Origin of the sequence: Aquabacterium sp. OR-4, from assembly GCF_025290835.2 — a bacterium.
GTDB lineage: Bacteria > Pseudomonadota > Gammaproteobacteria > Burkholderiales > Burkholderiaceae_C > Pseudaquabacterium.
Map to the genome: position 1 here is coordinate 175596 of NZ_JAOCQD020000002.1, position 26938 is coordinate 202533.

At 72.5% G+C, this 26938-nt stretch carries 23 protein-coding genes; 8 read left to right on the top strand and 15 right to left on the bottom strand.

Going from position 1 to position 26938, the window contains the following annotated elements; translation table 11 throughout:
* From iscU to N4G63_RS12985, 4 genes are all read right to left on the bottom strand, one after another.
* Nucleotides 1-456, bottom strand: coding sequence for a Fe-S cluster assembly scaffold IscU (gene iscU / locus N4G63_RS12970; protein WP_314599781.1), 456 nt, complete (start codon nt 454-456; stop codon nt 1-3).
* 16 nt (nt 457-472) lie between these two features.
* On the bottom strand, nt 473-1693 hold the full coding sequence (locus N4G63_RS12975) for an IscS subfamily cysteine desulfurase (protein ID WP_314599782.1): 1221 nt from the start codon (nt 1691-1693) through the stop codon (nt 473-475).
* Between the two features lie 40 nt (nt 1694-1733).
* Nucleotides 1734-2267, bottom strand: coding sequence for a Fe-S cluster assembly transcriptional regulator IscR (gene iscR / locus N4G63_RS12980; protein WP_260785899.1), 534 nt, complete (start codon nt 2265-2267; stop codon nt 1734-1736).
* A gap of 198 nt (nt 2268-2465) precedes the next feature.
* Nucleotides 2466-2984, bottom strand: coding sequence for a low molecular weight protein-tyrosine-phosphatase (locus tag N4G63_RS12985; RefSeq protein ID WP_314599783.1), 519 nt, complete (start codon nt 2982-2984; stop codon nt 2466-2468).
* A gap of 171 nt (nt 2985-3155) precedes the next feature.
* On the opposite strand from N4G63_RS12985, the gene N4G63_RS12990 reads away from it, so the two are divergent.
* Nucleotides 3156-4697: a methyl-accepting chemotaxis protein gene (locus N4G63_RS12990; RefSeq protein ID WP_260785900.1), complete on the top strand. Its 1542-nt coding sequence runs from the start codon at nt 3156-3158 to the stop codon at nt 4695-4697.
* 166 nt (nt 4698-4863) lie between these two features.
* Nucleotides 4864-5895, top strand: a complete 1032-nt coding sequence (locus N4G63_RS12995) for an oxygenase MpaB family protein (protein ID WP_314599784.1) — start codon at nt 4864-4866, stop codon at nt 5893-5895.
* Between the two features lie 11 nt (nt 5896-5906).
* Here the strand turns inward: N4G63_RS12995 and uvrB are convergent, their stop codons facing one another.
* On the bottom strand, nt 5907-8027 hold the full coding sequence (gene uvrB, locus N4G63_RS13000; protein WP_314599785.1) for an excinuclease ABC subunit UvrB: 2121 nt from the start codon (nt 8025-8027) through the stop codon (nt 5907-5909).
* Nucleotides 8028-8212: 185 nt separating this feature from the next.
* Between uvrB and N4G63_RS13005 the strand changes: the two genes are divergently transcribed.
* From N4G63_RS13005 to N4G63_RS13030, 6 genes are all read left to right on the top strand, one after another.
* Nucleotides 8213-9412 carry an amino acid aminotransferase gene (locus N4G63_RS13005; protein ID WP_260785902.1) on the top strand — a complete coding sequence of 400 codons (1200 nt, stop codon included), beginning with the start codon at nt 8213-8215 and terminating at the stop codon, nt 9410-9412.
* A 332-nt stretch (nt 9413-9744) separates the two neighbouring features.
* Nucleotides 9745-11295: a polyhydroxyalkanoate depolymerase gene (locus N4G63_RS13010; RefSeq protein WP_260785903.1), complete on the top strand. Its 1551-nt coding sequence runs from the start codon at nt 9745-9747 to the stop codon at nt 11293-11295.
* Between the two features lie 77 nt (nt 11296-11372).
* The gene (gene rsxB / locus N4G63_RS13015; protein ID WP_260785904.1) at nt 11373-12026 is read left to right on the top strand and encodes an electron transport complex subunit RsxB; all 654 of its coding nucleotides are present in this window, start codon (nt 11373-11375) and stop codon (nt 12024-12026) included.
* A gap of 83 nt (nt 12027-12109) precedes the next feature.
* Complete coding sequence (locus tag N4G63_RS13020) at nt 12110-13009, top strand: DMT family transporter (RefSeq protein ID WP_260785905.1); 900 nt, start codon at nt 12110-12112, stop codon at nt 13007-13009.
* An 8-nt stretch (nt 13010-13017) separates the two neighbouring features.
* Complete coding sequence (gene nth / locus N4G63_RS13025) at nt 13018-13653, top strand: endonuclease III (protein ID WP_260785906.1); 636 nt, start codon at nt 13018-13020, stop codon at nt 13651-13653.
* A 52-nt stretch (nt 13654-13705) separates the two neighbouring features.
* On the top strand, nt 13706-14200 hold the full coding sequence (locus tag N4G63_RS13030; RefSeq protein ID WP_260785907.1) for a TlpA disulfide reductase family protein: 495 nt from the start codon (nt 13706-13708) through the stop codon (nt 14198-14200).
* 39 nt (nt 14201-14239) lie between these two features.
* On the opposite strand, the gene N4G63_RS13035 is transcribed toward N4G63_RS13030, so the two are convergent.
* The 10 genes from N4G63_RS13035 to cobN form a co-directional block, all read right to left on the bottom strand.
* Nucleotides 14240-14938: a histidine phosphatase family protein gene (locus tag N4G63_RS13035; RefSeq protein WP_314599786.1), complete on the bottom strand. Its 699-nt coding sequence runs from the start codon at nt 14936-14938 to the stop codon at nt 14240-14242.
* Nucleotides 14935-15771: an adenosylcobinamide-GDP ribazoletransferase gene (gene cobS, locus N4G63_RS13040; protein WP_260785909.1), complete on the bottom strand. Its 837-nt coding sequence runs from the start codon at nt 15769-15771 to the stop codon at nt 14935-14937. Before cobS ends, N4G63_RS13035 begins: the two co-directional genes overlap by 4 nt.
* Nucleotides 15772-15778: 7 nt before the next feature.
* Nucleotides 15779-16891 carry a nicotinate-nucleotide--dimethylbenzimidazole phosphoribosyltransferase gene (gene cobT / locus N4G63_RS13045; protein ID WP_314599787.1) on the bottom strand — a complete coding sequence of 371 codons (1113 nt, stop codon included), beginning with the start codon at nt 16889-16891 and terminating at the stop codon, nt 15779-15781.
* A gap of 102 nt (nt 16892-16993) precedes the next feature.
* Nucleotides 16994-18478 carry a cobyric acid synthase gene (locus tag N4G63_RS13050; protein WP_260785911.1) on the bottom strand — a complete coding sequence of 495 codons (1485 nt, stop codon included), beginning with the start codon at nt 18476-18478 and terminating at the stop codon, nt 16994-16996.
* Nucleotides 18475-19653: an aminotransferase class I/II-fold pyridoxal phosphate-dependent enzyme gene (locus N4G63_RS13055; protein ID WP_260785912.1), complete on the bottom strand. Its 1179-nt coding sequence runs from the start codon at nt 19651-19653 to the stop codon at nt 18475-18477. The genes N4G63_RS13050 and N4G63_RS13055 overlap by 4 nt, the downstream gene beginning before the upstream one ends.
* On the bottom strand, nt 19650-20645 hold the full coding sequence (gene cbiB / locus N4G63_RS13060; RefSeq protein WP_260785913.1) for an adenosylcobinamide-phosphate synthase CbiB: 996 nt from the start codon (nt 20643-20645) through the stop codon (nt 19650-19652). The genes N4G63_RS13055 and cbiB overlap by 4 nt, the downstream gene beginning before the upstream one ends.
* Nucleotides 20645-21040 (bottom strand): DUF1636 family protein, encoded by a 396-nt coding sequence (locus N4G63_RS13065; protein WP_260785914.1) that lies wholly within the window; start codon nt 21038-21040, stop codon nt 20645-20647. The genes cbiB and N4G63_RS13065 overlap by 1 nt, the downstream gene beginning before the upstream one ends.
* On the bottom strand, nt 21037-21741 hold the full coding sequence (locus N4G63_RS13070) for a vWA domain-containing protein (protein ID WP_314599788.1): 705 nt from the start codon (nt 21739-21741) through the stop codon (nt 21037-21039). Before N4G63_RS13070 ends, N4G63_RS13065 begins: the two co-directional genes overlap by 4 nt.
* A 68-nt stretch (nt 21742-21809) precedes the next feature.
* A complete protein-coding gene (locus N4G63_RS13075) occupies nt 21810-23063 on the bottom strand; it encodes a magnesium chelatase ATPase subunit I (protein ID WP_314599789.1) in 1254 nt (417 codons plus the stop codon).
* Nucleotides 23060-26866 carry a cobaltochelatase subunit CobN gene (gene cobN / locus N4G63_RS13080; protein WP_314599790.1) on the bottom strand — a complete coding sequence of 1269 codons (3807 nt, stop codon included), beginning with the start codon at nt 26864-26866 and terminating at the stop codon, nt 23060-23062. Before cobN ends, N4G63_RS13075 begins: the two co-directional genes overlap by 4 nt.
* Between the last annotated feature and the right edge of the window lie 72 nt (nt 26867-26938).

Consider the following 26938-nt stretch of genomic DNA (forward strand, 5'->3'; position numbering starts at 1 on the left):
TCAGATCGCCTTCTCGGCCACCGGCTGGGCTGCTGCTGCGGCGGCGTCGGCCGACAGGTCGGCGGCAGCCGGTTCGGCGTGGCGGGCGCGGTAGTCGTCCACCGCGGCCTTGATCGCGTCTTCGGCCAGGATGCTGCAGTGGATCTTGACCGGCGGCAGCGCCAGCTCTTCGGCGATGTGGGTGTTCTTGATAGAAAGCGCCTGGTCCAGGCTCTTGCCCTTGACCCACTCGGTCACCAGCGAGCTGCTGGCAATGGCCGAGCCGCAGCCATAGGTCTTGAAGCGCGCGTCCTCGATCAGCCCGGTGTCGGGGTTGACCTTGATCTGCAGCTTCATCACGTCGCCGCAGGCCGGCGCGCCGACCATGCCGGTGCCGACATCGTCGTCGCCCTTGTCGAAGCTGCCGACGTTGCGCGGGTTCTCGTAGTGGTCGACGACCTTTTCGCTGTATGCCATGTCCAATGCTCCTGAATCAGTGGGCCGACCACTGGATCGAATTGAGATCCACGCCGTCGCGGTACATCTCCCACAGCGGCGACAGCTCGCGCAGCCGCGCCACGCGGTCCTGCAGCATGGCCACGGCCTGGTCGATGTCGTCTTCGGTGGTGAAGCGGCCGATGGTGATGCGCAGCGACGAATGCGCCAGCTCATCGCTGCGGCCGAGTGCGCGCAGCACATAGCTGGGCTCGAGGCTGGCCGAGGTGCAGGCCGAACCCGAGCTGACCGCGATGCCCTTGACGCCCATGATGAGCGACTCGCCCTCGACGAAGTTGAAGCTGATGTTCAGGTTGTGCGGCACGCGGCGGGCCATGTCGCCGTTGATGAACACCTGCTCCATCTGGGTCAGCCCGGCCACCAGCTTGTTGTGCAGCATGCGGATGCGCTCGATCTCGGTGCCCATCTCGGCACGCGCGATGCGGAAGGCCTCACCCATGCCCACGATCTGGTGCGTGGGCAGCGTGCCCGAGCGCATGCCGCGCTCATGGCCTCCGCCATGCATCTGCGCCTCCAGGCGCACCCGCGGCTTGCGTCGCACGTACAGCGCGCCGATGCCCTTGGGGCCGTAGGTCTTGTGCGAGGCCAGGCTCATCAGATCGATCGGCAGCGTGGCCAGATCGATCGGCAGCTTGCCGGTGGCCTGGGCCGCGTCCACATGGAACACGATGCCCTTGCTGCGGCAGAGATTGCCGATGGCGGTGACGTCCTGCACCACGCCGATCTCGTTGTTGACGAACATCACCGAAATCAGGATGGTGTCGGGGCGGATCGCCGCCTCGAGCTTGGCCAGGTCGAGCAGACCGTCGGGCTCGACATCCAGGTAGGTGGCATCGAAGCCCTGGCGCTCGAGCTCGCGCACCGAGTCGAGCACGGCCTTGTGCTCGGTCTTGACCGTGATGATGTGCTTGCCGCGGCCCTTGTAGAACTGCGCCGCGCCCTTCAGGGCGAGGTTGATGCTCTCGGTGGCGCCGGAGGTCCAGACGATTTCGCGCGGATCGGCGCCCACCAGCTCGGCCACCTGCACGCGGGCGCGCTCGACGGCCTCTTCGGCCTCCCAGCCCCAGGCGTGGCTGCGGCTGGCCGGGTTGCCGAAATGCTCGCGCAGCCAGGGAATCATGGCGTCGACGACACGGGGATCGCAGGGCGTGGTGGCGCCGTAATCGAGGTAGATCGGGAGATGCGGGGTCATGGCCACGAAGAATGCGGGTAACGGAAAGATCAGGACGCCAGCAGGCTCACTTGGACAAGGCCGAGCCGAGCGCGAACACCGAGTTCGGCGCGGTCACCTTGATCGGCTTGACCACCGGCACGCTGGAGATCGCGCGCTTGATCGGCACCTCTTCCACCGACACGCCCTTGGCCAGCTGGTCGTCGACCAGCTTGCGCAGCGAGATCGAATCGAGGTACTCGATCATTTTCTGGTTCAGGCTGGCCCACAGGTCGTGGGTCATGCAGCGGCCGGCCTCGTCGCCCATGCAGTTTTCCTTGCCGGCGCAGCCGGTGGCGTCGATGGGTTCATCGACCGCCACGATGATGTCGGCCACGGTGATCTCGTCGGCCTTGCGGCCCAGCGAATAGCCACCGCCCGGGCCGCGCGTGCTTTCCACCAGCTCGTGGCGACGCAGCTTGCCGAACAGCTGCTCGAGGTACGACAGCGAGATCTGCTGGCGTTGGCTGATGGCGGCCAGAGCCACCGGCCCGTTGTTCGAGCGCAGTGCCAGATCGATCATCGCCGTGACGGCGAAACGGCCCTTGGTGGTCAGACGCATGGAGTTCTCCTGAAAGCCGGACGGGCGGCGCGGCACGACACCGGTTCTGCCCGCGTGCGGCGCAACCGGTATAACCGACGGGGTGACCGGAAGCTGCGATCGGTATCCCGACTGCTGGGGTCGAGTATATCAGTATCCGACTAATCTTGTCGGCATTGAGCGGGCGCCAGCGCCCTGCGGCGCGGCCGCAAGCGGCCGTCAGCCCGTGGTGCCGAGGCGGCGGCGCAGCACCGCCAGCAGGCCGTCGCAGGCCGGCTCGATCAGGTCGAGCGCGTGGTCGAACCCTGCCACGGCGCCGTAATACGGATCGGGCACCTCACGCTCGCCCAGCCAGGGCGCGTGGTCGAGCAGCAGGCCCAGGCGTTCGGCGAGCGCCGGTGGACAGCGCTTTTGCAGATCGGCCAGGTTGCCGGCGTCCATGGCCAGCAGCAGGTCGAAGCGTTCAAAGTCGGCATCGGCCACCGGCCGCGCCTTCTGGCCTTCGAGCTGCCAGCCGCGCCGCGCGGCCTGGGCCACCGCGCGCCGGTCGGGTGCCGCACCGCGGTGATGGCCCAGGGTGCCGGCCGAATCCACCCGCACCCGGCCGGCCAGGCCGGCCTGCTCGAGCTTGCCGCGCAGCACGGCCTCGGCCATCGGCGAACGGCAGATGTTACCCATGCAGACCATCAAGACCGCGCACTGCGGCTCGGGCCCACGCTTGAAGAGGCGCTTCAACATGGGCCGAGGATAGCCCAGGCGGCTGCGGGTCTTCCCCAAGGCCTCCCCGCGGCGAGCATCAAGGTTCCCCTACAGATCCCACTTCAAGCGCAGGGGGGTATCGACGAAAACGTAACACGGACTGCGCATGAACCCCGCGGTCGTGTCACCCATCCAACCCCAGGCTCCCCCATGCGCGACAACGGTTTCGTCTCCCAACGCGAGTACCTGCTGCCGGAAGGCAGCACGCTGGTGTCCTGCACCGATCTGCAGAGCCACATCCGCTACTGCAACCCGGCCTTCATCGAGGTCAGCGGCTACAGCAGTGAGGAACTGCTGGGCCAGCCGCACAACCTGATCCGCCACCCCGACATGCCGCCCGAGGCCTTTCGCGACATGTGGGCCACGCTGAAGGCCGGCGAGCCCTGGACGGCGCTGGTGAAGAACCGCCGCAAGAACGGCGACCACTACTGGGTGCGCGCCAATGTGACGCCGGTGCTGGAGAACGGCGCGGTCACCAGCTACATGTCGGTGCGCACCGTGCCCTCGCGTGCCGAGGTGCAGGCCGCCGAGCGCCTGTACGAGCGCATGCGCGGCAACGGCGGTGGCGGCCTGAAGCTGCACAAGGGCGATCTGGCCGTCTCGGGCTGGCCGGGCATGGTGCGCCGCATCACCCAGCCCAGCCTGGGCATGAAGCTGAGCCTCACCGCGCTGGCCGGCACGCTGGGCACGGCCACGCTGGCCGAGCTGCTGTCGCAGTGGGGCGTTGCGGCCTCGATGACCGGCGCCCTGGTGCTGGGCAGTGCCGTGGCCTGGCAGCTGCGCAACATGGCGCTGGCGCCGCTGCGCAATGCCATCACCGTGGCCCGGCGCATGTCGGCGGGTGACTTGTCGCAGAAACTGGCCTCGCAGCACAACGACGAGGTCGGCCAGCTGGCCCGCGGGCTGACCCAGCTGAACGTCAACCTGCAGGCCATCGTGGGTGACGTGCGGCGCGAGGTCGAGGGCATCAGTCTGGCCTCGGGCGAGATCTCGCGCGGCAACGCCGACCTGGGCCAGCGCACCGAGTCACAGGCCAGCAACCTGCAGCAGACCGCCGCGTCGCTGGAAGAGATCACCGGCACCATCCGCCAGACCGCCGACACCGCACGCGCCGCCACCGAACTGGCCCAGGAGGCCACCACCGCCGCCACCGACAGCGGCGACGCCGCACGCGACATGGCCGGCCGCATGGACGAGATCCGCAGCAGCTCGCAGCGCATCGGCGAGATCATCGGCACCATCGACGGCATCTCGTTCCAGACCAACATCCTGGCGCTGAACGCGGCGGTCGAGGCCGCACGCGCCGGCGAGGCCGGCCGCGGCTTTGCGGTGGTGGCCTCGGAGGTGCGCGCGCTGGCGCAGCGCACCAGCACCGCCGCCCGCGAGATCAAGGTGCTGGTCGAGGACGCGGTCACCAAGGTCGAGCTGGGCACCAAGCTGGCCGCCAACACCGGCGAATCCACCCGCCGCACGGCCGACGCCGTGCAGCGCGTGCATGCGCTGATTGCCGAGATCAGCCAGGCCGGCAGCGAGCAGAGCAAGGGCGTGAGCCAGGTCAACAGCGCGGTGTCGGAGCTCGACAACCTGACCCAGCAGAACGCGGCGATGGTGGAAGAGCTGGCCGCCGCGGCCTCGTCACTGAACGGCCAGGCCGAGGTGGTGGCGCAGGCGGTGCGCATCTTCCGCACCTGATGCACCTGATGCACCTGATGCACGCGGCCTGACCGCCGCTGCGCGCCCGGCCCACAGCCGGGCGCGCGTTCGTCGGATCGGACGATTCCGCTGCCGCTGGCGCGCGCCTACAGTGCGGCCCGCAGGCCGGCTCCATCGGGCTGCGCTGCAGTCTGGAGGTGCCCCGGTGAGTCCGTCCCGTTCGCCATCGCTCGAGCCCGGCAGCGCCGCCGGCGCCGCTGCGCACACCACCGCCCCGGGTGCCGCGCCGGGCTGCCCCTTTCATGCCGCCGGCGCGATGGCCGGCGCCGTGCCGGGGGCCGACATCGGCCCGCGCTACCGCCGCCCGCTCGGTGTGCTGCACCACCCCGGCGTGCGTGGCGAGATCGCCCGGCTGGATGCCCGGCGCGACTGCCAGCGCATCGTCTTTCTGCTGTCGGCCTACGAGTTTCCGTTCGACATGACGCGGGCGCTCGAGATCGCGCTGTTCCACACCTATGGCAGCCGCTCGGTGGCGCGCCTGCTGGACCGCACGGCGCAGTTCGCGCGCCAGGGCCAGAAACGCTACGACGACACCAACCTGCTGATCGCCAACTTCATGGAAGCCGGCTGGGATGGCGACCCCGGCGCCCGCGCCATCGCGCGCATGAACCACATCCACAGCCACTACCGCATCCCGAACGAAGACTTCCTGTTCGTGCTGTGGACCTTCATCGACTTTCCGATCGACTGGATGGCGCAGTTCGGCTGGCGCGCGTTCACGCCGCACGAATGCGAGGCCTGGTTCCACTACTGGCACGGCATCGGCCAGCGCATGGGCCTGGTCGACATCCCGGCCAGCAAGCCGGCCTTCGACGCCTTTGTGGCGGCCTACGAGGCGCGCGAGTTCCAGCCAGACGAGGCCTGCCGCCGCGTGGCCGATGCCACCGTGGCCATCATGGCGGCCTGGCTGCCGGCGCCGCTGCGTGGCCTGGTCAAGCCGGCGGCGGCCTGCCTGGTGCGGCCGCAGTTGCGCCGCGCGGCGATGTTGGCCGAGCCCTCACCCGCCCTGAACGCCGTGCTGCGCGGCGTGCTGAAGCTGCGCCGCGCCGTCAAGCGCGTGCTCAGCATCGAGCGCTACCCCACGCTGCTGGCCGACAAGCATTACCGCAGCTATCCGCAGGGCATGCCGCCGATCGAGCAGATCGGGCCCGATGCGCTGCAGCGCAAAAAGGGCTGAACGCGCGCGCCTCAGGCCTTGGCCAGCGGCACCACGTTGACGTCGTGTGCGCCGCCGGCACCGAACACCTGCTCGCGCAGCAGCGCCAGCTGGTCGCGCACACGGGCGGCCTTCTCGAACTCGAGGTTCTTGGCGTGCTCGATCATCTGCTTTTCCAGCGCCTTGATGCGCTTGGCCAGGTCTTTCTCGCTCAGGCCTTCGGTCTCCACCGCGTCCATCAGGCCCTGCACCTTGGTCTTGTCGTCGGCCTGTGAGACCACGCCGTCGATCAGCTCCTTGACCTGCTTCATCACCGTGCGCGGCGTGATGCCGTGCTCGGCATTGAACTCGGTCTGCTTGGCGCGGCGGCGGGCGGTTTCGTCCATCGCGCGGCGCATCGACTCGGTGATCTTGTCGGCGTAGAGGATGGCGCGGCCGTTGGCATTGCGCGCGGCGCGGCCGATGGTCTGGATCAGGCTGCGCTCGGCACGCAGAAAGCCTTCCTTGTCGGCATCGAGGATGGCCACCAGGCTGACCTCGGGGATGTCGATGCCTTCGCGCAGCAGGTTGATGCCCACCAGCACATCGAAGGTGCCCAGGCGCAGGTCGCGCAGGATCTCCACGCGCTCGACCGTGTCGATGTCGCTGTGCAGGTAGCGCACCTTGACGCCGTTGTCGGTGAGGTAGTCGGTGAGCTGCTCGGCCATGCGCTTGGTCAGCGTGGTGATCAGCACCCGCTCGCCCTTCAAGACCGTGTTGCGGATCTCCTGCAGCACGTCGTCCACCTGCTGCGCGGCCGGCCGCACGTCGACGATGGGGTCGACCAGGCCGGTGGGCCGCACCACCTGCTCCACCACCGCGCCGGCATGGGTCTTTTCATAGTCGGCCGGCGTGGCCGAGACGAACACGCACTGGCGCATCTTGGTCTCGAACTCGTCGAACTTCAGCGGCCGGTTGTCGAGCGCGCTGGGCAGGCGAAAGCCGTACTCCACCAGCACCGTCTTGCGCGCCCGGTCGCCGTTGAACATGCCGCCCAGCTGGCCGATCAGCACATGGCTCTCGTCCAGGAACATCAGCGCGTCGCGCGGCATGTAGTCGACCATGGTGGGTGGCGGGTCACCGGGCTTGGCGCCGCTCAGGTGCCGGGTGTAGTTCTCGATGCCCTTGCAGTGGCCCACCTCCTGCAGCATCTCGAGGTCGAAGCGGGTGCGCTGCTCGAGCCGCTGGGCCTCGACCAGCTTGCCGCCCTTGACCAGCTCATCCAGCCGCTCGCGCAGCTCGAGCTTGATGGTGTCGATGGCGCTCAGCACGCGCTCGCGCGGCGTCACGTAGTGGCTGCTGGGGTAGATGACGAAGCGCGGAATCTTCTGGCGGATGCGGCCGGTCAGCGGGTCGAGCAGGCTCAGCGATTCGATCTCGTCGTCGAACAGCTCGATGCGGATGGCCAGCTCGCTGTGCTCGGCCGGAAACACGTCGATGGTGTCACCGCGCACGCGGAAGCTGCCGCGGCTGAAGTCGACGTCGTTGCGGCTGTACTGCATGCGGATCAGCTGCGCGATGGCATCGCGCTGGCCGATCTTGTCGCCCACGCGCACGATGAAGCGCATCTGCGTGTAGTCCTCGGGCTTGCCGATGCCGTAGATGGCGCTGACCGAGGCCACGATGATGGTGTCGCGCCGCTCCAGCACGCTCTTGGTGGCCGACAGCCGCATCTGCTCGATGTGCTCGTTGATCGAGCTGTCCTTCTCGATGAACAGGTCGCGCTGCGGCACATAGGCCTCGGGCTGGTAGTAGTCGTAGTACGAGACGAAGTACTCCACCGCGTTCTTGGGAAAGAACTCGCGGAACTCGCTGTACAGCTGGGCGGCCAGCGTCTTGTTGGGCGCAAACACGATGGCCGGCCGGCCCATGCGGGCGATCACATTGGCCATCGTGAAGGTCTTGCCCGAGCCGGTCACGCCCAGCAGGGTCTGGTAGGCCAGGCCGTCGGCTATGCCCTCGCACAGCTGGTCGATGGCGGCGGGCTGGTCACCGGCCGGCGGATAGGGCTGGAACAGCTGGAACGGCGAGCCCGGGAACGTGACGAACTGGCCTTCGCCCGATGGCATGGGCGAGGCATCTTCCGCGGCAGACAGGTCGGCAAGATCGGACATCGGGGTTTCCCTGGGGCAAATGGGTCACTGGCTCTAAAATCGCGGGCTGGCTGCGGCGCTGGGTGGCGCGCGCCGGCCAATCCAACAGCGTACCGCAGTGCGGCATTCCACGTGGGTGCCGCTGCCGCAAGCCGCCGTGAACCGCCCTTCCCTGCTGCCACCGTCCTGACAGGAACCACACCTCCATGAGCTTCTTCGCCGCCGTCGAGATGGCCCCGCGTGACCCGATCCTGGGTCTGAACGAACAATTTGCCGCCGACACCCGCGCCGACAAGGTCAACCTCGGCGTCGGCGTGTACTTCGACGACGCCGGCAAGCTGCCGCTGCTGGCCTGCGTGAAGGCCGCCGAAACCCAGCTCACCGAAGCGGCCAAGCCGCGCGGCTACCTGCCCATCGACGGCATCGCCGCCTATGACAAGGCCGTGCAGCGCCTGGTGTTCGGCGCCGATTCGGCCGTGCTGGCCGACGGCCGCGTGGCCACCATCCAGGCGCTCGGCGGCACCGGCGGCCTGAAGGTGGGCGCCGATTTCCTGAAGAAGCTGAACCCCGCCGCCCAGGTGCTGATCAGCGACCCGAGCTGGGAGAACCACCGCGCGCTGTTCACCAACGCCGGCTTCGAGGTGGGCACCTACAGCTACTACGACGCCGCCAACCGGGGCGTGAAGTTCGACGCCATGCTGGCCGACCTGAACGCTGCCGCCGCCGGCACCGTGGTGGTGCTGCATGCCTGCTGCCACAACCCGACCGGCTACGACATCACCCCGGCGCAGTGGGCGCAGGTGATCGCCACCGTCAAGGCACGCAGCCTGGTGGCCTTTCTCGACATGGCCTACCAGGGCTTTGGCGACGGCATCGCCGAAGACGGCGCGGTGATCCAGCAGTTCCTGGACAGCGGCGTCGAGAACTTCTTCGTCGCCACCTCGTTCTCCAAGAGCTTCAGCCTGTACGGCGAGCGCGTGGGTGCGCTCAGCGTGGTGTGCGCCAGCAAGGACGAGACCGCCCGCGTGCTGTCGCAGCTCAAGATCGCCATCCGCACCAACTACAGCAACCCGCCCACCCATGGCGCCCAGGTGGTGGCCACGGTGCTCGACACGCCTGCGCTGCGCGCGCAGTGGGAGCAGGAGCTGGCCGCCATGCGCCAGCGCATCAAGCAGATGCGCACGCTGCTGGCCGAGAAGCTGGTGGCCGCCGGTGTAAAGCAGGATTTCGGCTTCATCGTGCGCCAGCGCGGCATGTTCAGCTACTCGGGCCTGAGCAAGCCGCAGATGGAGCGCCTGCGCAGCGAGTTCGGCGTGTACGGCGTCGATTCGGGCCGCATCTGCGTGGCCGCACTCAACACCCAGAACATCGACAAGGTGGTGGCCGCCATCGCCGCGGTGCTCTGAGGGGCCGCTGCCCCACACTGACGCCCTTTTTTTGCTGCAGCGCCACATCCGGCGCCAGCCACCCTGCACAGCCCGGCCCCGCCGGGCTGTGTCGTTTGGGCACAGGCTTGTCGCCCAGGCGACAGGAAAGCCGAACTGCGGTGCGAAGTTACGTGTTTTTCCGTAGCCGGCTCGGCCTATGCAGCCGCACGATGCTCGGAGTAACATTCACAATGCTGCAGTGCACAAAACTTTGCACCCGCCGTCAGGTCGGGTTCAGGGGCTGCAGCACAAGATGACAGCGCTCGCCCGAGCCCCCGACGCACCGCCGTCTGACTGGAGTCCATCCCGCCATGCTTTATCAGATCTACGAGACCCAGCGTGCACTGATGGCGCCGTTTTCCGAGTTCGCCAGCGCCTCGGCCAAGCTCTACAACCATCCGCTCTCGCCCTTCACGCACACGCCGATGGCGCAGCGCGTGGCCGCCGGTTTCGACCTGATCCACCGTCTGGCCAAGGATTACGAGAAGCCCGAGTTCGGCATCCGCACCGTGCCGGTGGACGGCGTGGACGTGGCCGTGCAGGAGCAGTACCCGATCGTGCTGCCGTTCTGCCGCCTGATCCGCTTCAAGCGCTATTCGGACGATCCGGTGGTGCTTGAGAAGATGAAGAGCCAGCCGGTGGTGCTGGTGGTGGCGCCGCTGTCGGGCCACCACAGCACCCTGCTGCGCGACACCGTGCGCCAGCTGCTGCGCGACCACAAGGTGTACATCACCGACTGGGTCGATGCGCGCCAGGTGCCGGCCGAGGCGGGACCGTTCCACCTCAACGACTACGTCAGCTACGTGCAGGACTTCATCCGCCACCTGGGCCCCGAGGTCAATGTGATCTCGGTGTGCCAGCCCACCGTGCCGGTGCTGGCCGCCGTGTCGCTGCTGGCCACCAAGGGCGAGTTCACGCCGCGCACGCTGACGATGATGGGCGGCCCGATCGACGCCCGCCGTTCGCCCACCGCGGTGAACAACCTGGCGATGAACAAGAGCTTCGAGTGGTTCGAGAACAACGTGATCTACCGCGTGCCGCCGAACTTTGCTGGCGCCGGCCGGCGCGTCTACCCGGGCTTTCTGCAGCACACCGGCTTCGTGGCGATGAACCCCGACCGCCACCTGAGCGCGCACTACGACTACTTCCAGGACCTGATCCGCGGCGATGACGATTCGACCGACGCGCATCGCCAGTTCTACGACGAGTACAACGCCGTGCTCGACATGCCGGCCGAGTACTACCTCGAGACGATCAAGACCGTGTTCCAGGATTTCGCCCTGGTCAACGGCACCTGGCAGGCCGACGACGGCACCTACGTGCGCCCGCAGGACATCACCACCAGCGCCCTGCTCACCGTGGAAGGCGAGCTCGACGACATCTCGGGCGCCGGCCAGACCCGCGCCGCGCACGACCTGTGCAGCGGCGTGCCCAAGAGCCGCCAGTTCCACTACGACGTGGCCGGCGCCGGCCACTACGGCATCTTCTCGGGCCGCCGCTGGCGCGAGAAGGTGTACCCGGAGATCAAGGCCTTCATCCTGACCTTCAACAGCCCCGAGGGCCGGCTCGACCACACGCCCACCCCCGACGAGCTGAGCGGCGACTACGAGATCGACCGCATCGCCGTGGATGCCCCCGCAGCCGTGGCCGCCGAGGCACCGGCGCGCAAGATCACGGTGCGCAAGGCCACGCCGGTCAAGACGGCCAAGACCGCCTCCAAGCCCACCGCCCCGGTGGCCGCCGAGGCCCCGGTGGCCGCTGCCGCGCCGGCCCGCACGCGCAGCCCGCGCGCGGCGGCAACCGCGCCGGCCCCGGCCGCCAACCGCCCCACGGCCCGCGCCACGCGCAAGCCGCGCGGATAATCCGGGCGGTGCAGTCCACCGCCCCCATCCCCCCGCGAGCCATCGCGCCGAACCCCGCCACCGAGCGGGGTTCTTCATTGGCCGAGCAGATCGACGCGCTGCTGCCGCAGACCCAGTGCACCCGCTGCGGCTACCCCGATTGCCGCAGCTATGCCCAGGCGATTGCCGGCGGCCGCGAGGCCATCAACCGCTGCCCGCCCGGTGGTGCCGAAGGCGTGGCGCGGCTGGCCGCGCTGACCGGCCAGGCGGTGCAGCCGCTGGACGCGGAATGCGGCGCCGAAGGCCCGCGCCTGCTGGCCGTGATCGACGAGGCCTGGTGCATCGGCTGCACGCTGTGCATCAAGGCCTGCCCGGTCGACTGCATCAGCGGCACCCACAAGCGCATGCACACGGTGATCGACGCCGACTGCACCGGCTGCGAGCTGTGCGTGCCGGCCTGCCCGGTGGACTGCATCCGCCTGGTGCCGGTCAGCGGCGAGCGCACCGGCTGGCAGGCCTGGAGCGCGGCCGAGGCCGCCACCGCCCAGGCCGCCTACACCCAGCGCAACGCCCGCCGCGCCCGCCACAAGCACGAGCACGACGCGCGCCTGGAAGCCAAGGCCGCCGCCAAGCTGGCCGATCTGCCGGCCCACACCCAACACACCGACCCGGTGGTGATCGACCGCAAGCGCGCGGTGATCGAGGCGGCACTGGCGCGCGCCCGCGCGCGCCGCGCGGCAGACCAGGGCTGAGATGAACCGGCCGCCACACGCATGGCATTCACCGCCCGCCAAGGCGGCGCATCAGGCCCGCCGGGCGGCCGGGCGAGCCTGACATGTCGCGCCTTCAAGCCAACGCGCTGCTGCTGCTGGCCGCGGTGATCTGGGGCTCGGCCTTCGTGGGCCAGGTGCTGGGCATGGCGGGCGTGGGCCCGCTCGGCTTTACCGGCGTGCGCTTTCTGCTGGGCGCGCTGGTGGTGGCGCCGCTGGCCTGGCGCGAGCGCCGCGCGCTGCAGGCCCAGGGCCATGCGCTGGGCGTGCCCGAGCTGCGCTGGATCGCCCTGCTGGGCGCGCTGCTGTGCACCGGCGTGGTGATGCAGCAGATCGGCCTGATGAGCACCACGGTCACCAACGCCGGCTTTCTGACCGCGCTGTACGTGCCCCTGGTGCCGCTGCTGGCCTGGTTTTTTCAACGCCAGGCGCCGCACTGGAGCGTGTGGCCGGCAGCCGCCGGCTGCCTGGGCGGCACCTGGCTACTGACCGGGGGCTCGCTGGGTGCCTTCAGCCCGGGCGACCTGTGGGTGCTGGCCAGCGCCCTGCCCTGGGCCGTGCATGTGCTGCTGGTGGGCCAGGTGGCCAACAAGCTGCGCGGCGCCTACGGCCTGGCCTGCGGGCAATTTTTGGTGTGCGGCCTGGCCGCCAGCGCTGCCGGCCTGGCGCTCGAGCCGATCACGCTGCAAGGCCTGGCCAGCGCGGCCGGCGCCATTGCCTACACCGGCGTGCTGTCGGTGGGCGTGGGCTTCACCATCCAGGTGGTGGGCCAGCGCCACGCGCCGCCGGCCGACGCGGCCATCGTGCTCAGCTCGGAAACCGTGTTTGCCGCCTTGTTTGGCGCGTGGTTCCTGGGCGACCGGCTCAGCGCCGTGGGCCTGCTCGGCTGCGGCCTGATCCTGGCCAGCATCGTGGGCGTGCAGATCCTGCCGCTGCTGCGCGCCCGACTGACCTCCACCTCCTGAGCTGGTTCATGAAATCTGCCGACATCACGCCCTTCTTCGCCACACTGGCCGCGGCCAACCCGCAGCCGGCCAGCGAGCTGGAGTACACCAGCGTGTTCGAGCTGCTGGCCGCCGTGCTGCTGTCGGCCCAGGCCACCGACGTGAGCGTCAACAAGGCCACGCGCCGGCTGTTTCCCATGGCCAGCACGCCGCAGGCCCTGCTGGCGCTGGGCGAGGAGCGCCTGGCCGATCACATCAAGACCATCGGCCTCTACCGCAGCAAGGCCCGGCACCTGATCCAGACCTGCCGCATCCTGATCGAGCAGCACGGCGGCCAGGTGCCGCGCAGCCGCGTGGCGCTGGAAGCCCTGCCAGGCGTGGGCCGCAAGACCGCCAACGTGGTGCTCAACGTGGCCTTCGGCGAGCCCACGATGGCGGTCGACACACACATCTTCCGCGTCGGCAACCGCACCGGGCTAGCCCCGGGCAAGACGCCGCTGGCGGTGGAGCTGCAGCTCGACAAGCGCGTGCCGGCGCCGTATCGGCGCGATGCGCACCACTGGCTGATATTGCACGGGCGCTATGTGTGCACGGCGCGCTCGCCCAAGTGCGGGGTCTGTCAGGTGCGAGCGTGGTGCGACATGGGGCGCAAGCTGCCGGCTTGAAGCCGCGGCGGGCGACTTGTAAGGAATCGGCGCCCGCCGCGACCCATTGCGCATGAAGCCGCTTCTGCTCCTGTTCACGCTGCTGCTGGCCAGCGCCAGCCTGGGTGCTGCACCGCCACCGGCAAGCCCCCTGCCCTTCAGCGGGGCCACGCTGGACGGCCGGCGCTTCGACCTGGCGGCGCGGCGCGGCCGTGTGGTGATGGTGGTGCTGTGGCGCAGCACCTGCCCGGTCTGCATCGACAAGCTGCCCGAACTGCGGATCAACGCCCGCGGCTGGAAGGACGCACCCTTCGATCTGGTGCTGGTCAACCTGGATGCCAGCCCCGCCGATGCGGAACGTTATGACCGGGCGCGCCGGATCCTGGCCCCCGGCGAGGCCTCGGTGTTCAGCTTCTGGCAAGGGCAGGCGCAGATGCCGGGGCCATGGCGAAGCCCGGATCGCCTGCCGCACACCGTGATCATTGATCGCCAGGGCGCGGTGGCCGCGCAGTTTGAAGGCCGCATCCCGGCCGAGGCCTGGAACCAGGTGGCTGATCTGCTGCCCTGACAGGCCGGGCAGCGGTCGGCGCGGGCGGCCATGCGCCGATCAGGCCGGCCCGAATCGCGCCTGGCGGCACTCGCCGTAGCGCGGCGGGCGCGGCCAGTGGGCGGCGTCCAGTCCAGCGCACAGGCGTGTGGCCAGCCGCACGGCAGGATCGGTGGGCCGCTCAGCCCGCTGCAGCAGCTGCATCACGCCCGCATGGGCCACCACGAGGCGGGGTTCGGTGGCGGCCAGGGCACCGCCCCCATGGGCGCCAGGCGCTTCAGGGGGTCGGCCTGGCGCTGGCGCCTGCACCCAGGCCGCCACGCGCAACGCCATGGCCGCCAGCGCCTCGCCGCCGCCCGGCGCATGGCCGGTGAAATCGGCCTCCCAGGCCTGCACCTCGCTCCAGGCGATGTCGCGCCAGGGCTGGCCGTCCCAGGCGCCGAAGTGCAGTTCCATCAAGCGCGCATCGATGTGGTGGCGCCAGCCCCAGCGCGCCAGCCAGCGGCCCACGTCGGCGCAGCGGCGCAGCGGTGAGGTCCACACCGCGCGCGGCAGGCCGTGGCGGCGCGCCGCGGTGCGGATGCGGTGCGCCAGGCGCTTGGCGCGGCGGGGGTGCACCGGCAGATCGGTCTGGCCGATGCAGCGGCCGGCCGCGCCCTCGGGGCGGGGATGGCGCCACAGCCACAGGCTCGAGGGCGCGGCCTGGGTTGGCGCGGCCTGGGCTGGCGCGCCCTCGCCTGCCACGCCCGGCGCCGTCATGCCATCCACACCGGCTGGGCCGCGGCCACGACCAGCACCGCCAGTTCGGCGAACTGCTGGGTGGCACCCAGCGTGTCGCCGGTGAAGCCGCCCAGGCGGCGCAGCAGCCAGGCGCGCATGCGCCAGGCCACCAGCAGCACGGCCAGCAGCGCCAGCGTGGCGCGCCAGGGCATGGGCGCTGGCAAGGCCAGCGGCACGCCGCCTGCGGCCAGGCCACCGCCCAGCGCCACGGCCACCAGCAGCGTCCAGCCCCAGGCCGTGGCCAGGCCGGCCGCGCCGATGCGCTGGGCCAGGGGCTTGGCCTTGGCGTGCTCGGGGTCGCCGGCATAGGTCAGCGTGGCCAGCAGCGTGGCGGCGCCGGCGCGGCTGGCCGCCTGCGCCAGCACCAGGGCAGCGGCCGCGGCCATGGCGCTGTGCTGGCCGGTCAGCTGCGCCAGCAGCGCCAGCTTGGCGGCCAGCACCAGCACCAGGCCCAGCGCGCCATAACTGCCCAGGCGCGAGTCCTTCATGATCACCAGCGCGCGCTCGCGGCTCACGGCGCCGCCCAGGCCGTCGCAGGTGTCGGCCAGGCCGTCTTCATGAAAACCGCCGGTCAGCCACACCGTGGCCGCCGTGGCCGCCACGGCCGCCACCCACGGGCTGCCGCCCAGGGCCGTGGCCAGCGCCAGCGCCGCCGCACCAAACGCCCCCACGCCCGCGCCCACCAGCGGAAAGTGGCGTGTGCACTGCGCCAGCCAGGCGGGGTCGAAGCGGGCCAGCCGCACCGGCACGCGGGTGAGGAACTGCAGCGCCACGGCGATCAGCCGCAGTTCGTGAACCAGGGCCTGCAACATGCGGCGATCAGGCCTCGGCAGGGCCGCTGACGCCCGCCGAGTCGAAACTGGCCATGCCGGCCAGCAACTCGACAGCCGAGGCCACCAGCGGCCAGGCCAGCGCCGCGCCCGAGCCTTCACCCAGGCGCAGGCCCAGATCCAGCAGCGGCTGGGCGTCCAGCGCCTGCAGCATGGCGGCATGGCCGGCCTCGGCACCGCGGTGGCCGAACACGCAGGCGTCGGTGAGCGATGGCGCCAGGCCGCGCGCCACCAGCGCCGCGGCGCCGGCGATGAAGCCATCCACCAGCACCAGGCGGCGCTCGGCCGCGGCCTGCAGCATGGCGCCGGCCATCATCGCGATCTCGAAGCCGCCGAACTCGGCCAGGGCCTGGATGGGGCTGAACCGGCCGGGCGCGATGCCCACGCGGTCCAGCGCGCGCTGCAGCACGGCGCGCTTGTGCGCCAGGCCGGCGTCGTCCAGGCCCGTGCCGCGGCCCACGGCCTGATCGAGCGGCGTGCCGGCCAGCGCCACCAGCAGCAGCGCGGCGGCCGAGGTGTTGGCAATGCCCATCTCGCCCAGCACCACGGCATTGCCGGGGCGCGCGGCCACCAGCGCGGCGCCGCGGCGCAGGCCCTCCAGCGCGCGCTCTCGGCCGAGTGCCGGGCCGCTGGCCGCGTCATCGGTGCCGGCGCCCAGGCGGGCTGCCACCAGATCGGGCCCGGCCGGCGGCGCGCTGGCGATGCCGGCATCCACCAGGGTCCAGGCCAGGCCATGCTGGCGCGCGAGCACATTGATGGCCGCACCGCCGCCACGCATATTGGCCACCATCTGGCCCGTCACCGCCTGCGGATAGGCCGAGACGCCTTGGGCGGCGATGCCGTGGTCGGCCGCAAACACCAGCAGCTGCGGCGCGTGCAGCGCGGGTTGCGCGCTGCCCTGCAGCAGGCCGATCTGCAGCATCAGCGCCTCGAGCCGGCCGAGTGCGCCCAGCGGCTTGGTGAGGTGGTCGATGCGGTGGCGCAGGCGCGCGGCCAATGCGGGCTGGGCCGCGGCATCGCGCGGCTGGATGCGCGCGCACAGGGTGGACAGGTCGGCGGACAGGTCGGCGGGCAGGTCGTCGGTGGGCGGGGTCGGGTGCATGGCGGGCATTTGAGAGGCAAGCGGCTCGGCGGATGTTCGGCGAAAGCTCAGCGCAGGGTCAGTGGACATTCGGTGGACATTCAGTGGATGCTCGGCGGGCGTTCAACGGGCCTCGAGCAGGCCCATCAGCGTGGCGGCGCCCACATGCTCGTCCAGCGTGTCGGCCAGCCGGTCAAACACCGTGGCCAGCGGCTCGGGCGCGCGGCCGAACAAGGCCTGCAGCACGGCCGGGTTCTCGAACAGGCCGTGCAGGTAGACGGCCAGGATGGGGCCCCGCTGCCAGCCCAGGCCGGGCGAAGCGGGGGCGGCATCCAGCAGGGTATCGAGCAAGGCGCCCTGGCGATCGACCTGGCTGTGGCCCAGGTGGATCTCGTAGCCCAGCACCGCCAGGCCGCTCAGCGCCGCCCACGGGCCCTGCAGCGCGCCCAGGCGGTGCCGCGCCTGGCGCAGCGTCTTGTGCGCGGCAAAGCGGGTGTGCAGCGGCAGCAGGCCCAGGCCGGCGTCCTGCCCCGGCGTGCCGCCTTCCTGGCCCAGCGGGTCATCGACCACCCGGCCCAGCCATTGCAGTGCGCCGCACACGGCCAGCAGCGGCTGGCCGGCGGCCACGTGTTGCGCAATCGGCGCGTCCAGGCCCTGCTGCCGCACCCAGGCCAGATCGGCCCGCGTGTGCTTGCTGCCGGGCAGCACCAGCACGGCGCCGGGCGCGGCCAGCGCGGCACGCAGCGTGGGCCCATCACGCACCACCACCAGCGGCAGGCCGGCGCGGGCCACGGGCTCGAACTCGTCCAGGTTGCTGGCATGCGGCGTGGACAGCAGCACCACGCGCGGGCCGGTGCTGGCGGGTGAGCCCAGCGGCACCGCATCCTCCTCGGGCAGGCCGTGCTGGCGCAGCAGGGGCAGCACGCCCAGCACCGGCAGGCCGGTGCGCTGGCGCAGCAACTCGGGTGCGGGCGCCAGCAAGGCCGCGTCGCCACGAAACTTGTTCAGCAGGTAGCCGCGCAGGCGCTGGCGCACGCCGGCGTCCGCCAGCTCGGTGGTGCCCAGCAGGTGGGCAAAGGCGCCGCCGCGGTCGATGTCGGCCACCAGCAGCGCGGCGGCATCGGCCTGCACGGTGGTGAAGGTGTTCACATAGTCGTGCGCGGCCAGGTTGATCTCGGCCGGCGAGCCGGCGCCTTCGATCACCAGCAGCTCGGCCTCGGCCTGCAGCGATTGCAGCGCCGCCTGGGCGGTGGGCCACAGCAGCGCACTGCGCTCGCGCCAGGGCATGGCCGCCAGATCGGGCCGCAGCTGGCCCATCAGCACCACCTGGCTGCGGGTGTCGGCCTCGGGCTTGAGCAGCACCGGGTTGTGGCGCGGCTCGGGCGCGGTGCCGGCGGCCAGGGCCTGGAAGTACTGGGCGCTGCCGATCTCGGCCTGGCGGCCATCGGCGGCCACCACCACGCGGGCGTGGTTGCTCATGTTCTGCGCCTTGAACGGCCGCACGTCGAGGCCCCGCCGCGCATACCAGCGGCACAGCGCGGTGGTGATCCAGCTCTTGCCCGCGCCGCTGGTGCAGCCAAGCACGGCCACGGCCTTGGCGCGGCTCATGGCATGGCCCCGGCCGGCGTGCATGCCGGCGCCGCGGCGCCGGGCTGGGCGCGGCCGTCAGCGCCCAGGCCGGGCGGCGCGGCGGCAGCGGCCGCCTCGGCATCCCAGGCCGCCAGCCACAGCGCCTGCTCGGCGGGCGGGCGCAGGCCCACGCGCACCCAGCCGGGCAGTCCGAACGACTGGCAGCAGCGCAGCGCCAGGCCGCGCTGGCGCAGCTGGCGCAGGCCGGCCATCACGGCCTCGGCCGTGCCGGGCGGGCGGCCCAGCACAAAGGGCGCCGTGCCGGGCGCCAGTGCCCAGCCGCGAGCCTGCAGTGCCGCCACCAGCGCGGCGCGCCAGGCGGCCAGCGTGGGCCGGCAGCCGGCCAGCCAGGCCTGGGTGGCCGGCTCGCACCAGGCGCCCAGCAGCGCCTCGCCCTCGGCCGACAGCACCCAGCTGGGCGCCAGCGCCTGCACCTGGGCCCAGGCGCCGGCCAGGCCGCCACCCGGCAGGGCCTCGGCCGGCGCCTGCAGCCAGCCGGCGCGCACGCCGGGCAGTCCCAGGGCCTTGTTGGGCGTGTGCACCTGCCAGGCCTGCGCGGCCAGGGCGGCGGGCAGTGCCACGGGCTCGGCGGGCGGGCCCAGGCGCAGCGCGGCATAGGCCAGGTCGAGGGCCAGCCAGTGCCCGGGGCGCAGCGCCTGCTGCAGGGTCTGCCAGGCCTCGGCCTCGAAGACCGCGCCGCCCGGGTTGGCCGGATCATTGACCCACAGCAGCGTGCCGGCCTCGGCACCGGCCAGGGCCAGCAGGCTGGCGCGGTCGTGCCAGTGGCGCAGCGGCAGGCCGGCGGCCTGGGCCGCGGCGGCGTAATCGGCATAACCCGGTTGCGGTGCGGCCACCTGCTGCACGCCGGCCAGGCGCGCCGCCAGCGTGAGCCGAAAGATGCCCTCGCTGCCGCCGGCGCTGACCGCGATGCGCGCCGGCGCCACGCCCTGGTGCGCGGCCAGGCGCTCGCGCAAGGCGGCGTAGGCCGGATCGGGGTAACGCTGGCGCGGCGCGGCGCGCACGGCCGCCAGCGCCCCCGGCGCCGGGCCCAGCGGATTGACATTGGTGGACGCATCCACCCGCAGCGGCGGGCCGCCATCGGGGCCGCCGTGAACGCGGTGCTGCGGCGCCAGCGCGTGGCCTGCGGCACTCATCGCAGCCACCCGCTGCCGGCCGCCAGCCCCAAGCCCACAGGCCAGCCATGGCCCAGCAGCACGCCGCTGCCGGCCAGCACCAGGCCGGCCAGCACAAAGGCCAGCACGGCGGCCCGCCGGCCCAGGGCCAGGGCCTGCCGGGTGTCGGTGGCCTGCGGCGCGCGGCCGGCGGCGTGCAGGGTGTAGACACCCGGCTTGCCCAGGCGCACATCCAGGCGCAGCGCCATGGCGCCCATCGGCCAGCCGCCATTGGGCGACGGCGTGCGCGCGGCTTCGCGCCGCAGGGCCGCGGGCGCGATGCCGCGCGCGCCGCCGGCCAGCCACAGCAGCGCGGCGCTCAGGCGCGCCGGCAGCCAGCCCAGCAGATCGTCGGCGCGCGCCGCGCAGCGGCCGGCCCATTGCCAGCGCGGGCTGCGGTAGCCCCACATGGCGTCCAGCGTGTTCACCGCGCGCCAGGCCCAGGCCCCGGGCAGGCCGGCCACGGCCAGCCAGAACAGCGGCGCCACCAGCGAATCGTTGAGGTTCTCGGCCAGCGTCTCGATGGCGGTCTCGCGCACCCCCTCGGCGTCGAGGGCCTGCACCTCGCGGCTGCACAGCCGGGCCAGCCGCGCACGCGCGGCAGTCAGGCCACCATGCGCAAAGGCGGCCTCCACCGCAGCCACCTCGTCGTGCAGCATGCGCCAGGCAAAGGCCGGCTTGAGCGCCAGCGCCAGCAGCGGCACGGCGGCCCACGGCGGCAGTTGCCACAGCGCCCATTGCAGCGCCGCGGCCAGCGCCGCGGCCACCGCCACCACCAGCGCCCAGGCCAGGCCGCCGGCGGCGATGGCCCGGCCCGCCGGTGCCGCCGGCAGGCGCCGGCCCAGCCAGCCCGCCGCCGTGCCCAGCCAGGCCACCGGATGCCAGGCATTGCGCGGCTCGCCAAAACGCCAGTCCAGCGCCGCGGCCAGCGCCACCGCGGCCGCCAGGGCCCATCCCGAGGCAGGCAGGCTCATCATTCGTCCAGCGGCACCAGACGCGCCAGCAGGCCGCGCTTCAGGCGCTCGGGGCGCTGGCCCCAGGGCAGCAGGCCATCGGCCGCGGCCTGGTGCTGGGCGGCCACGGCCAGCAGCTGCGATGCGCTCTGGTCATCGGGCGGCAGATCACCGAACAGGTAGGTGAGCTTGCCGCGCGCCTGCAGCGCCGCCGTGCAGCCGCGCCCGCAGGCCGCCAGGCAGGCGATGCCGCGCAGGCGCAGCGCCGGCTGGGCTTGATCCATCAGCGCCACCTGCACGGCCTCGTGCAGCAGCTGGCCGGCGGCGTCGCCCTCGCGCGGCCAGTCGGCCGGGCGGCAGGTGGTGCAGACCAGCAGTTCGGTGGGGGCGGGGGTCGGGGTGTCGGGCAAGGTCATGGCGCGGCAACAGGGAATGGAGCGGGAACAGGGCCGGAACCGGTGGCGCCGGACGCCGCCGCGCCGGAACCGGTAGTGCCGGTCGCCGCGCCGGCGTGCAGCCAGCTGGCGCCCCAGTGGGCCACCCAGGCGGCGGCCTGGCCGGTCGGCGCCCAGGGGTCGTCGAAATCCACCACGCTGAGCAGGCGGCCGGGGGGCCGCGGCGGCAGCGCCGGGCCATCGGCGCCGCCGTCGCTCAGCAGCCAGGTGTGGCTGGGAACCTGCGCCGGGCCGGCACACAGCGTGGCAGCCAGCTGCAGCGCCTGGGCCAGCGGTGTGCCACCGCCACCACCCAGCGGGCGCACGGCCACCGCCATGGCGCGGCGCGCCGCCTGGGGGGCCAGCAGGCACTCGGCGCCCTGCCCGCCAAAACGGATCAGCGCCAGCCGATCGCCACGGCGCGTGGCCTGGGCCATCAGCCGCAACACCCAGCCCTTGGCCAGGGCCAGACGGCCTTGGCGGTGCATCGAGCCCGAGCAGTCCAGCAAGATCAGCTGCAGCCGGGGCGGCCTCGGTGGCGTGCGGCGCCAGCGCCAGTGCGCGGGCTGCAGCCGGGCCTGGCCCTTGGCATACAGCGTGGCCGGCCAATCGATGCCCGCCAGGGCGCCCTGCCCGCTGCCGCTTGGCCACCGGGCAGGCGGCGGCGCGCCGGGGCCGGGCAAGGCCAGGGGGGCCGGCCACCGCCGCGCCAACGGCCCGGACCCCTGGCCCGGATCGGCACGGCGGTGGCTCATGCTTTTGGGCCGGCGGTGCCCGCGGCCAGCAGACGGCCCAGCGGGCCCGGATCGGCCAGGCCGGTGGCGCGCGGCGGCATGGCGCCCCAATGGGCGTCGCTGGAGGCCACGCCCGCCGCGCCGGGCCACGCTTGCGGCGGCCTGCCCTGGACCGCGCCCGACGCGGCGGCGGATGCCGGTGCCGATGCGGCGGCTGATCCAGCCGCAGATCCAGCCGCTGCTGATGCCGCCGCTGAGCCCGCCGCTGCACCGGGTGCCGGCGATGGCGCTGCACCTGATGTCGCCGCCGACGCGGGGCCTGGCGAGCCCGCAGCGCCTGGCGGGTGCGCGCCGGCTGCCGGTGGCGCGCTGGCGGGCAGCGGCGCCGCGCCCTCGCCACGCCGGTGCGCCAGGGCCAGGGCGGCCACGGCGTCCACGTCCTGCACGCTCACGCTGGCGCACTGCTGCAACGCGGCCCGTGCGCGGGCGGCACGCAGCATCACCAGATCGGCGCGCAGACCATCCACCTGCGCCGCATGGGCCAGCCGGGTGGCGTGCTGCAGCACCTCGGCCGGCCAGGCCAGCGTGGGCAGGCGCTGGCGTGCCGCTGCCACGGCGCTGGCCAGCTGGTGCTGGGCGGCGGCGTGCTGCGCCTGGGCAGCCGCCGGGTCGGCCTCGTAGCTCAGGCGGGCCTGCACGATGGCCAGGCGCGCCGCCGCGTCCGCCGGGTTGGCCAGGTGCACCGCCAGGCCAAACCGGTCGAGCAGTTGCGGGCGCAACGCGCCTTCCTCGGGGTTCATCGTGCCCACCAGCACCAGGCGCGAGGCATGGCGCTGCGACAGCCCGTCGCGCTCGACCGTGTGCACGCCGCTGGCGGCGGCGTCGAGCAGCGCGTCCACCAGCGCATCGGGCAGCAGGTTGACCTCGTCGACGTACAGCACGCCGCCATCGGCACGCGCCAGCAGACCGGGGCGAAAGCGCAGCCGGTTCTCGCGCAGGGCCTCGTCGACATCCAGCGTGCCCACCAGCTGCTCCAGCGTGGCGGCCAGCGGCAGCTCGACAAAGGGCGCCGCCCGCCCCGGCGCGGGCCCGGGCAGCAGCGGCGCCAGCGCGCGCGCGGCGGTGCTCTTGGCGGTGCCGCGCGGCCCGCTGATCAGCACGCCGCCAATGGCCGGATCCACCGCCGCCAGCAGCAGCGCCTGCTGCAGCGCGGCCTGGCCCACCAGGGCGGTGAACGGATAGCCCGCGGCCGGGGCGGTGTCGTGGTTCAAGAAGCCTCCAGGGTGTTCTCCAGCGCCTGCAGATGCGCGCGCAGCCGCTCACGGTGCGTGCCAGGTTCGCGCCACAGGCCGCGCTGCATGGCCTCGAGCAGGCGCTCGCCCACGCTGCGCAGGGCCAGCGGGTTGTGGCGTGTGAGGAATTGGCGCGTCTCGTCCTCGTACACATAGGCCTCGGCCAGCAGCGCGTACTGGTGGTCGTCCACCAGGCCGGTGGTGGCCGAGAAGGCGAACAGGTAGTCGACCGTGGCCGCGATCTCGAAAGCGCCCTTGTAGCCATGGCGGCGCACACCCGCCAGCCACTTGGGGTTGACGGCGCGGGCGCGCAGCACGCGGGCGATCTCCTCGCGCAGCGGGCGCACGCGCGGCGCACCGGGGGTGCTCATGTCGCCGTGATAAAGCGCGGGCGCACGGCCCGAGAGCTGCGCCACCGCAGCGGCCATGCCGCCCTGGAACTGGTAGTAGTCGTCCGAGTCGAGGATGTCGTGCTCGCGGTTGTCCTGGTTGTGCAGCACGGTGTCCAGGCCGGCCATGCGCTGGGCCAGCGCCGGCGCGGCGCCCAGGCCGTGGCCGTCCAGCCCGTAGGCGTAGGCGCCGGCGCGCAGCCAGGCCTGCGCCAGATCGCCCTGGCCTTGCCAGCGCCGGCTGGCGATCAGCTCCTGCAGGCCGGCGCCATAGCCGCCCAGGCGCGGCCCGAACACGCGCCACTGCGCCTGGCGCAGCGCCTGGTCGGCGTCCATGCCGGCCGCCTGCCCGGCGGCGGCCTCGGCCCGCACCCGCGCGCGCACCGGGTTGTCGTGGTCGCCCTCGTCGGCCTCGCTCACCGCCACCACCGCACGCACCGCGGCATCGAACAGATCCACCAGATTGGGAAAGGCATCGCGGAAGAAGCCCGAGATGCGCAGCGTGACATCCACCCGCGCCCGGCCCAGCACGGCCACCGGCAGCAGCTCGACATCCACCACGCGGCCGCTGCCCTCGGCCCAGCGCGGGCGCACGCCCAGCAGGGCCAGGGCCTGGGCCAGGTCTTCGCCGCCGGTGCGCATGGTGCTGGTGCCCCACACCGACAGGCCCACGCAGGCGGGCGGACGGCCGTGGTCCTGCAGATGGCCCTCGATCAGGCGCTGCGCCGCGGCCAGGCCCATGGCCCAGGCGGTGGGCGTGGGCACGGCGCGCGTGTCCACGGCGTAGAAGTTGCGGCCCGTGGGCAGCACGTCGGGCCGCCCGCGCGACGGCGCCCCGCTGGGCCCGGGCGGCACGAAGCGGCCGTCCAGCCCGGCCAGCAGTTGCGTCAGCTCTTGTGCGCCGCAGGCGTCGAGCGTGGGCGCCAGCGTGTCGTGCAAGGCCTGCAGCACCGCTGCGCTGGCCGGCCAGGCCGCGGCATCGGGTGCCGTGGCCGGCCCACCGCCCGGCGTGCCGACATGGCGCTCGATGAGCTGCGCGGCCAGCAGCTCGAGCCGCTCGCGCAGGTGGCCGCAGTGGCGCCAGGGCGCGTCGTCCAGCGCCAGCAAGGCGGCCGGCCGCGGACCCTGCCAGGGCGTGGCCCAGTCGGGCGCCAGCGGATCGAAGCCCTGCACGCCGAGCACGCCCAGATCGTCGGCCAGCGCGCGCAGCAGGCTGCGTGCGCCCGGCCCGCTGCCGCGGTCAAAGCGTGCCAGGGCGCGCAGCGTGTCCAGGCGCTGGCGGCCCTGCGGCGACTGGCCGAAGATGTGCAGGCCGTCGCGGATCTGGTTCTCCTTGATCTCGCACAGGTAGGCGTCCAGGCGGCTGAGCAGCGCCGCGCGCGCGGCCTCGTCGGCCGGCGCCTCGAAGCCCAGCTCGCGGTGCAGGCCGTTGTGCAGCACCTGGTCCAGCAGCTGGCCGCGCAGGCGCTGCGCGCGGCGGGGGTCGAGCGACAAGGCCTCGCAATACTCGTCCATGCTGCGCTCGAGCTGCAGCAGCGGGCCATAGCTCTCGGCGCGGGTCAGCGCCGGCATCAGGTGGTCGATGATCACCGCCTGGCTGCGGCGCTTGGCCTGGCAGCCCTCGCCCGGATCGTTGACGATGAACGGGTACAGGTGCGGCAAGGGCCCCAGCACGATGTCGGGCCAGCAGGCCGGGCCCAGCGCCACGCTCTTGCCCGGCAGCCATTCGAGGTTGCCGTGTTTGCCCACATGCACCAGCGCATCCACCGCGAAGCCCTGGCGCAGCCACAGGTAGAAGGCCAGGTAGGCATGCGGCGGCACCAGATCGGCGTCGTGGTAGCGCACCAGCTGGTCGATGTCGCGCCCGCGCGCCGGCTGGATGCCCACGAACACCTGGCCCAGACGCAGCCCCGCGATCATGAAGCGGCCCTGGCGCAGCATCGGGTCGGCCTCGGGCGGGCCCCACAGCCGGTTGACCGCCTCGCGGCTGGCCTCGGGCAGGCGGGCAAAGGCCGCCTGGTAGTCGGCCAGGGCCAGGCTTTGCCAGGCCGGGCGCGCATCGTTGGCATGCAGGTCGTTGGTGATGCCCTGGCACAGCTGCTGCATCAGCGCCTGGCTGTCGGCCGGCAAGGCGCCGGTGGCATAACCGGCCTGCTGCAGCGCCTGCAGGATGGCCAGCGTGGCCGCCGGCGTGTCCAGGCCCACGCCGTTGGCCAGGCGCGCGTCGTCGTTGGGGTAGTTGGCCAGCACCAGGGCCAGGCGCCGCTGCGCCGGCGGGCGGCGGCGCAGCACGCACCAGCGCCGCGCCAGCTCGGCCACCCACGCAATGCGCTCGGGCTGCGGCTCGTAGCGCACCAGATCGATCTGCGCACGCGCGCAGTGCGCCACCGCGGCCTTGAAGCTGATGGCCCGCGTGGCGATGCGCCCGTCCACCTCGGGCAGCACCATCTGCATGGCCAGGTCGCGCGGCTGCAGGCCGTGCGCATCGTCCTGCCACTGCGCCAGCTCGCAGCCGGCCACCACCAGCTGCAGCACCGGCGCGTCACCGGCCAGCGCCTCGGCCGCCGCGCCACCCGGCGTGGCCAGCGCAAAGGCGGTGGCATTGAGCACGATGTCCACGCGCTGCGTGGCGGCCAGCGCACGCAGCGTGGCCAGGCTGGCGGGGTTCTTCAGGCTGTCCACGGCCAGTGCCAGCACGGCCAGCCCGGCGGCCTGCAAGGCCTGCAGCAGCACATCGAACGCGGCGGTGTTGCCGGCCTGCAGGTGCGCGCGGTAGAACACCAGCAAGGCCACCGGCGCACCCGGTGGCCCGGCTGCCGGCACGGCCTGCGCCTGCCCTGCCGGCCAGTAGCGCAGCGCCGGCGGCAGCGGCGGCGGCAGCTCGGGTCGCGGCCCACGGCCGAAGGCGGCCTGGCCGATGAGCGCAAAGAAGGCCTCGGCATGCGCTGTGCCGCCATCGCGCAGGCAGCGCCACAGCCAGCGCGCATCGTCGGCGGCGGCGGTGCCGCGCAGCAGCAGCTGCGCATCCTCGCCAAAGTCACCCGAGAACAAGGCCAGCCACTGGCCCCGGCGGCGCGCCAGCGCGCTGGCCTGGGCCACCAGGTAGGCCCAGTCGGCCGGGCTGCCCAGGTGGTCGATCACCACCACGCGGGCATGGCGCAGCACATCGTCCAGGTACAGGTCGACCGAGGCGTTCTGGCGCAGCCACATCAGGTTGGCCAGGCACACGCTGGGGTAATCGGCCGGCAGGCGCTCCACCGCCGCGGCCAGCAGGGCCAGCGTGGTGTCGGCGGCACTCAGCACCACCACCTCGGCCGGCGTTTGCGCCACGCGCAGCACGCCGCGCCCGTCGTCGTCGACGTAGCCGGCCGGCCGGGCGTTGAGCAGGTGCATGGCGGGGTGTGGCGGGTGTGGCGGGTACGGGCGGCGGTCGCTGGCTGGCGGTCAGGCCCGGGGCCTGGCCGC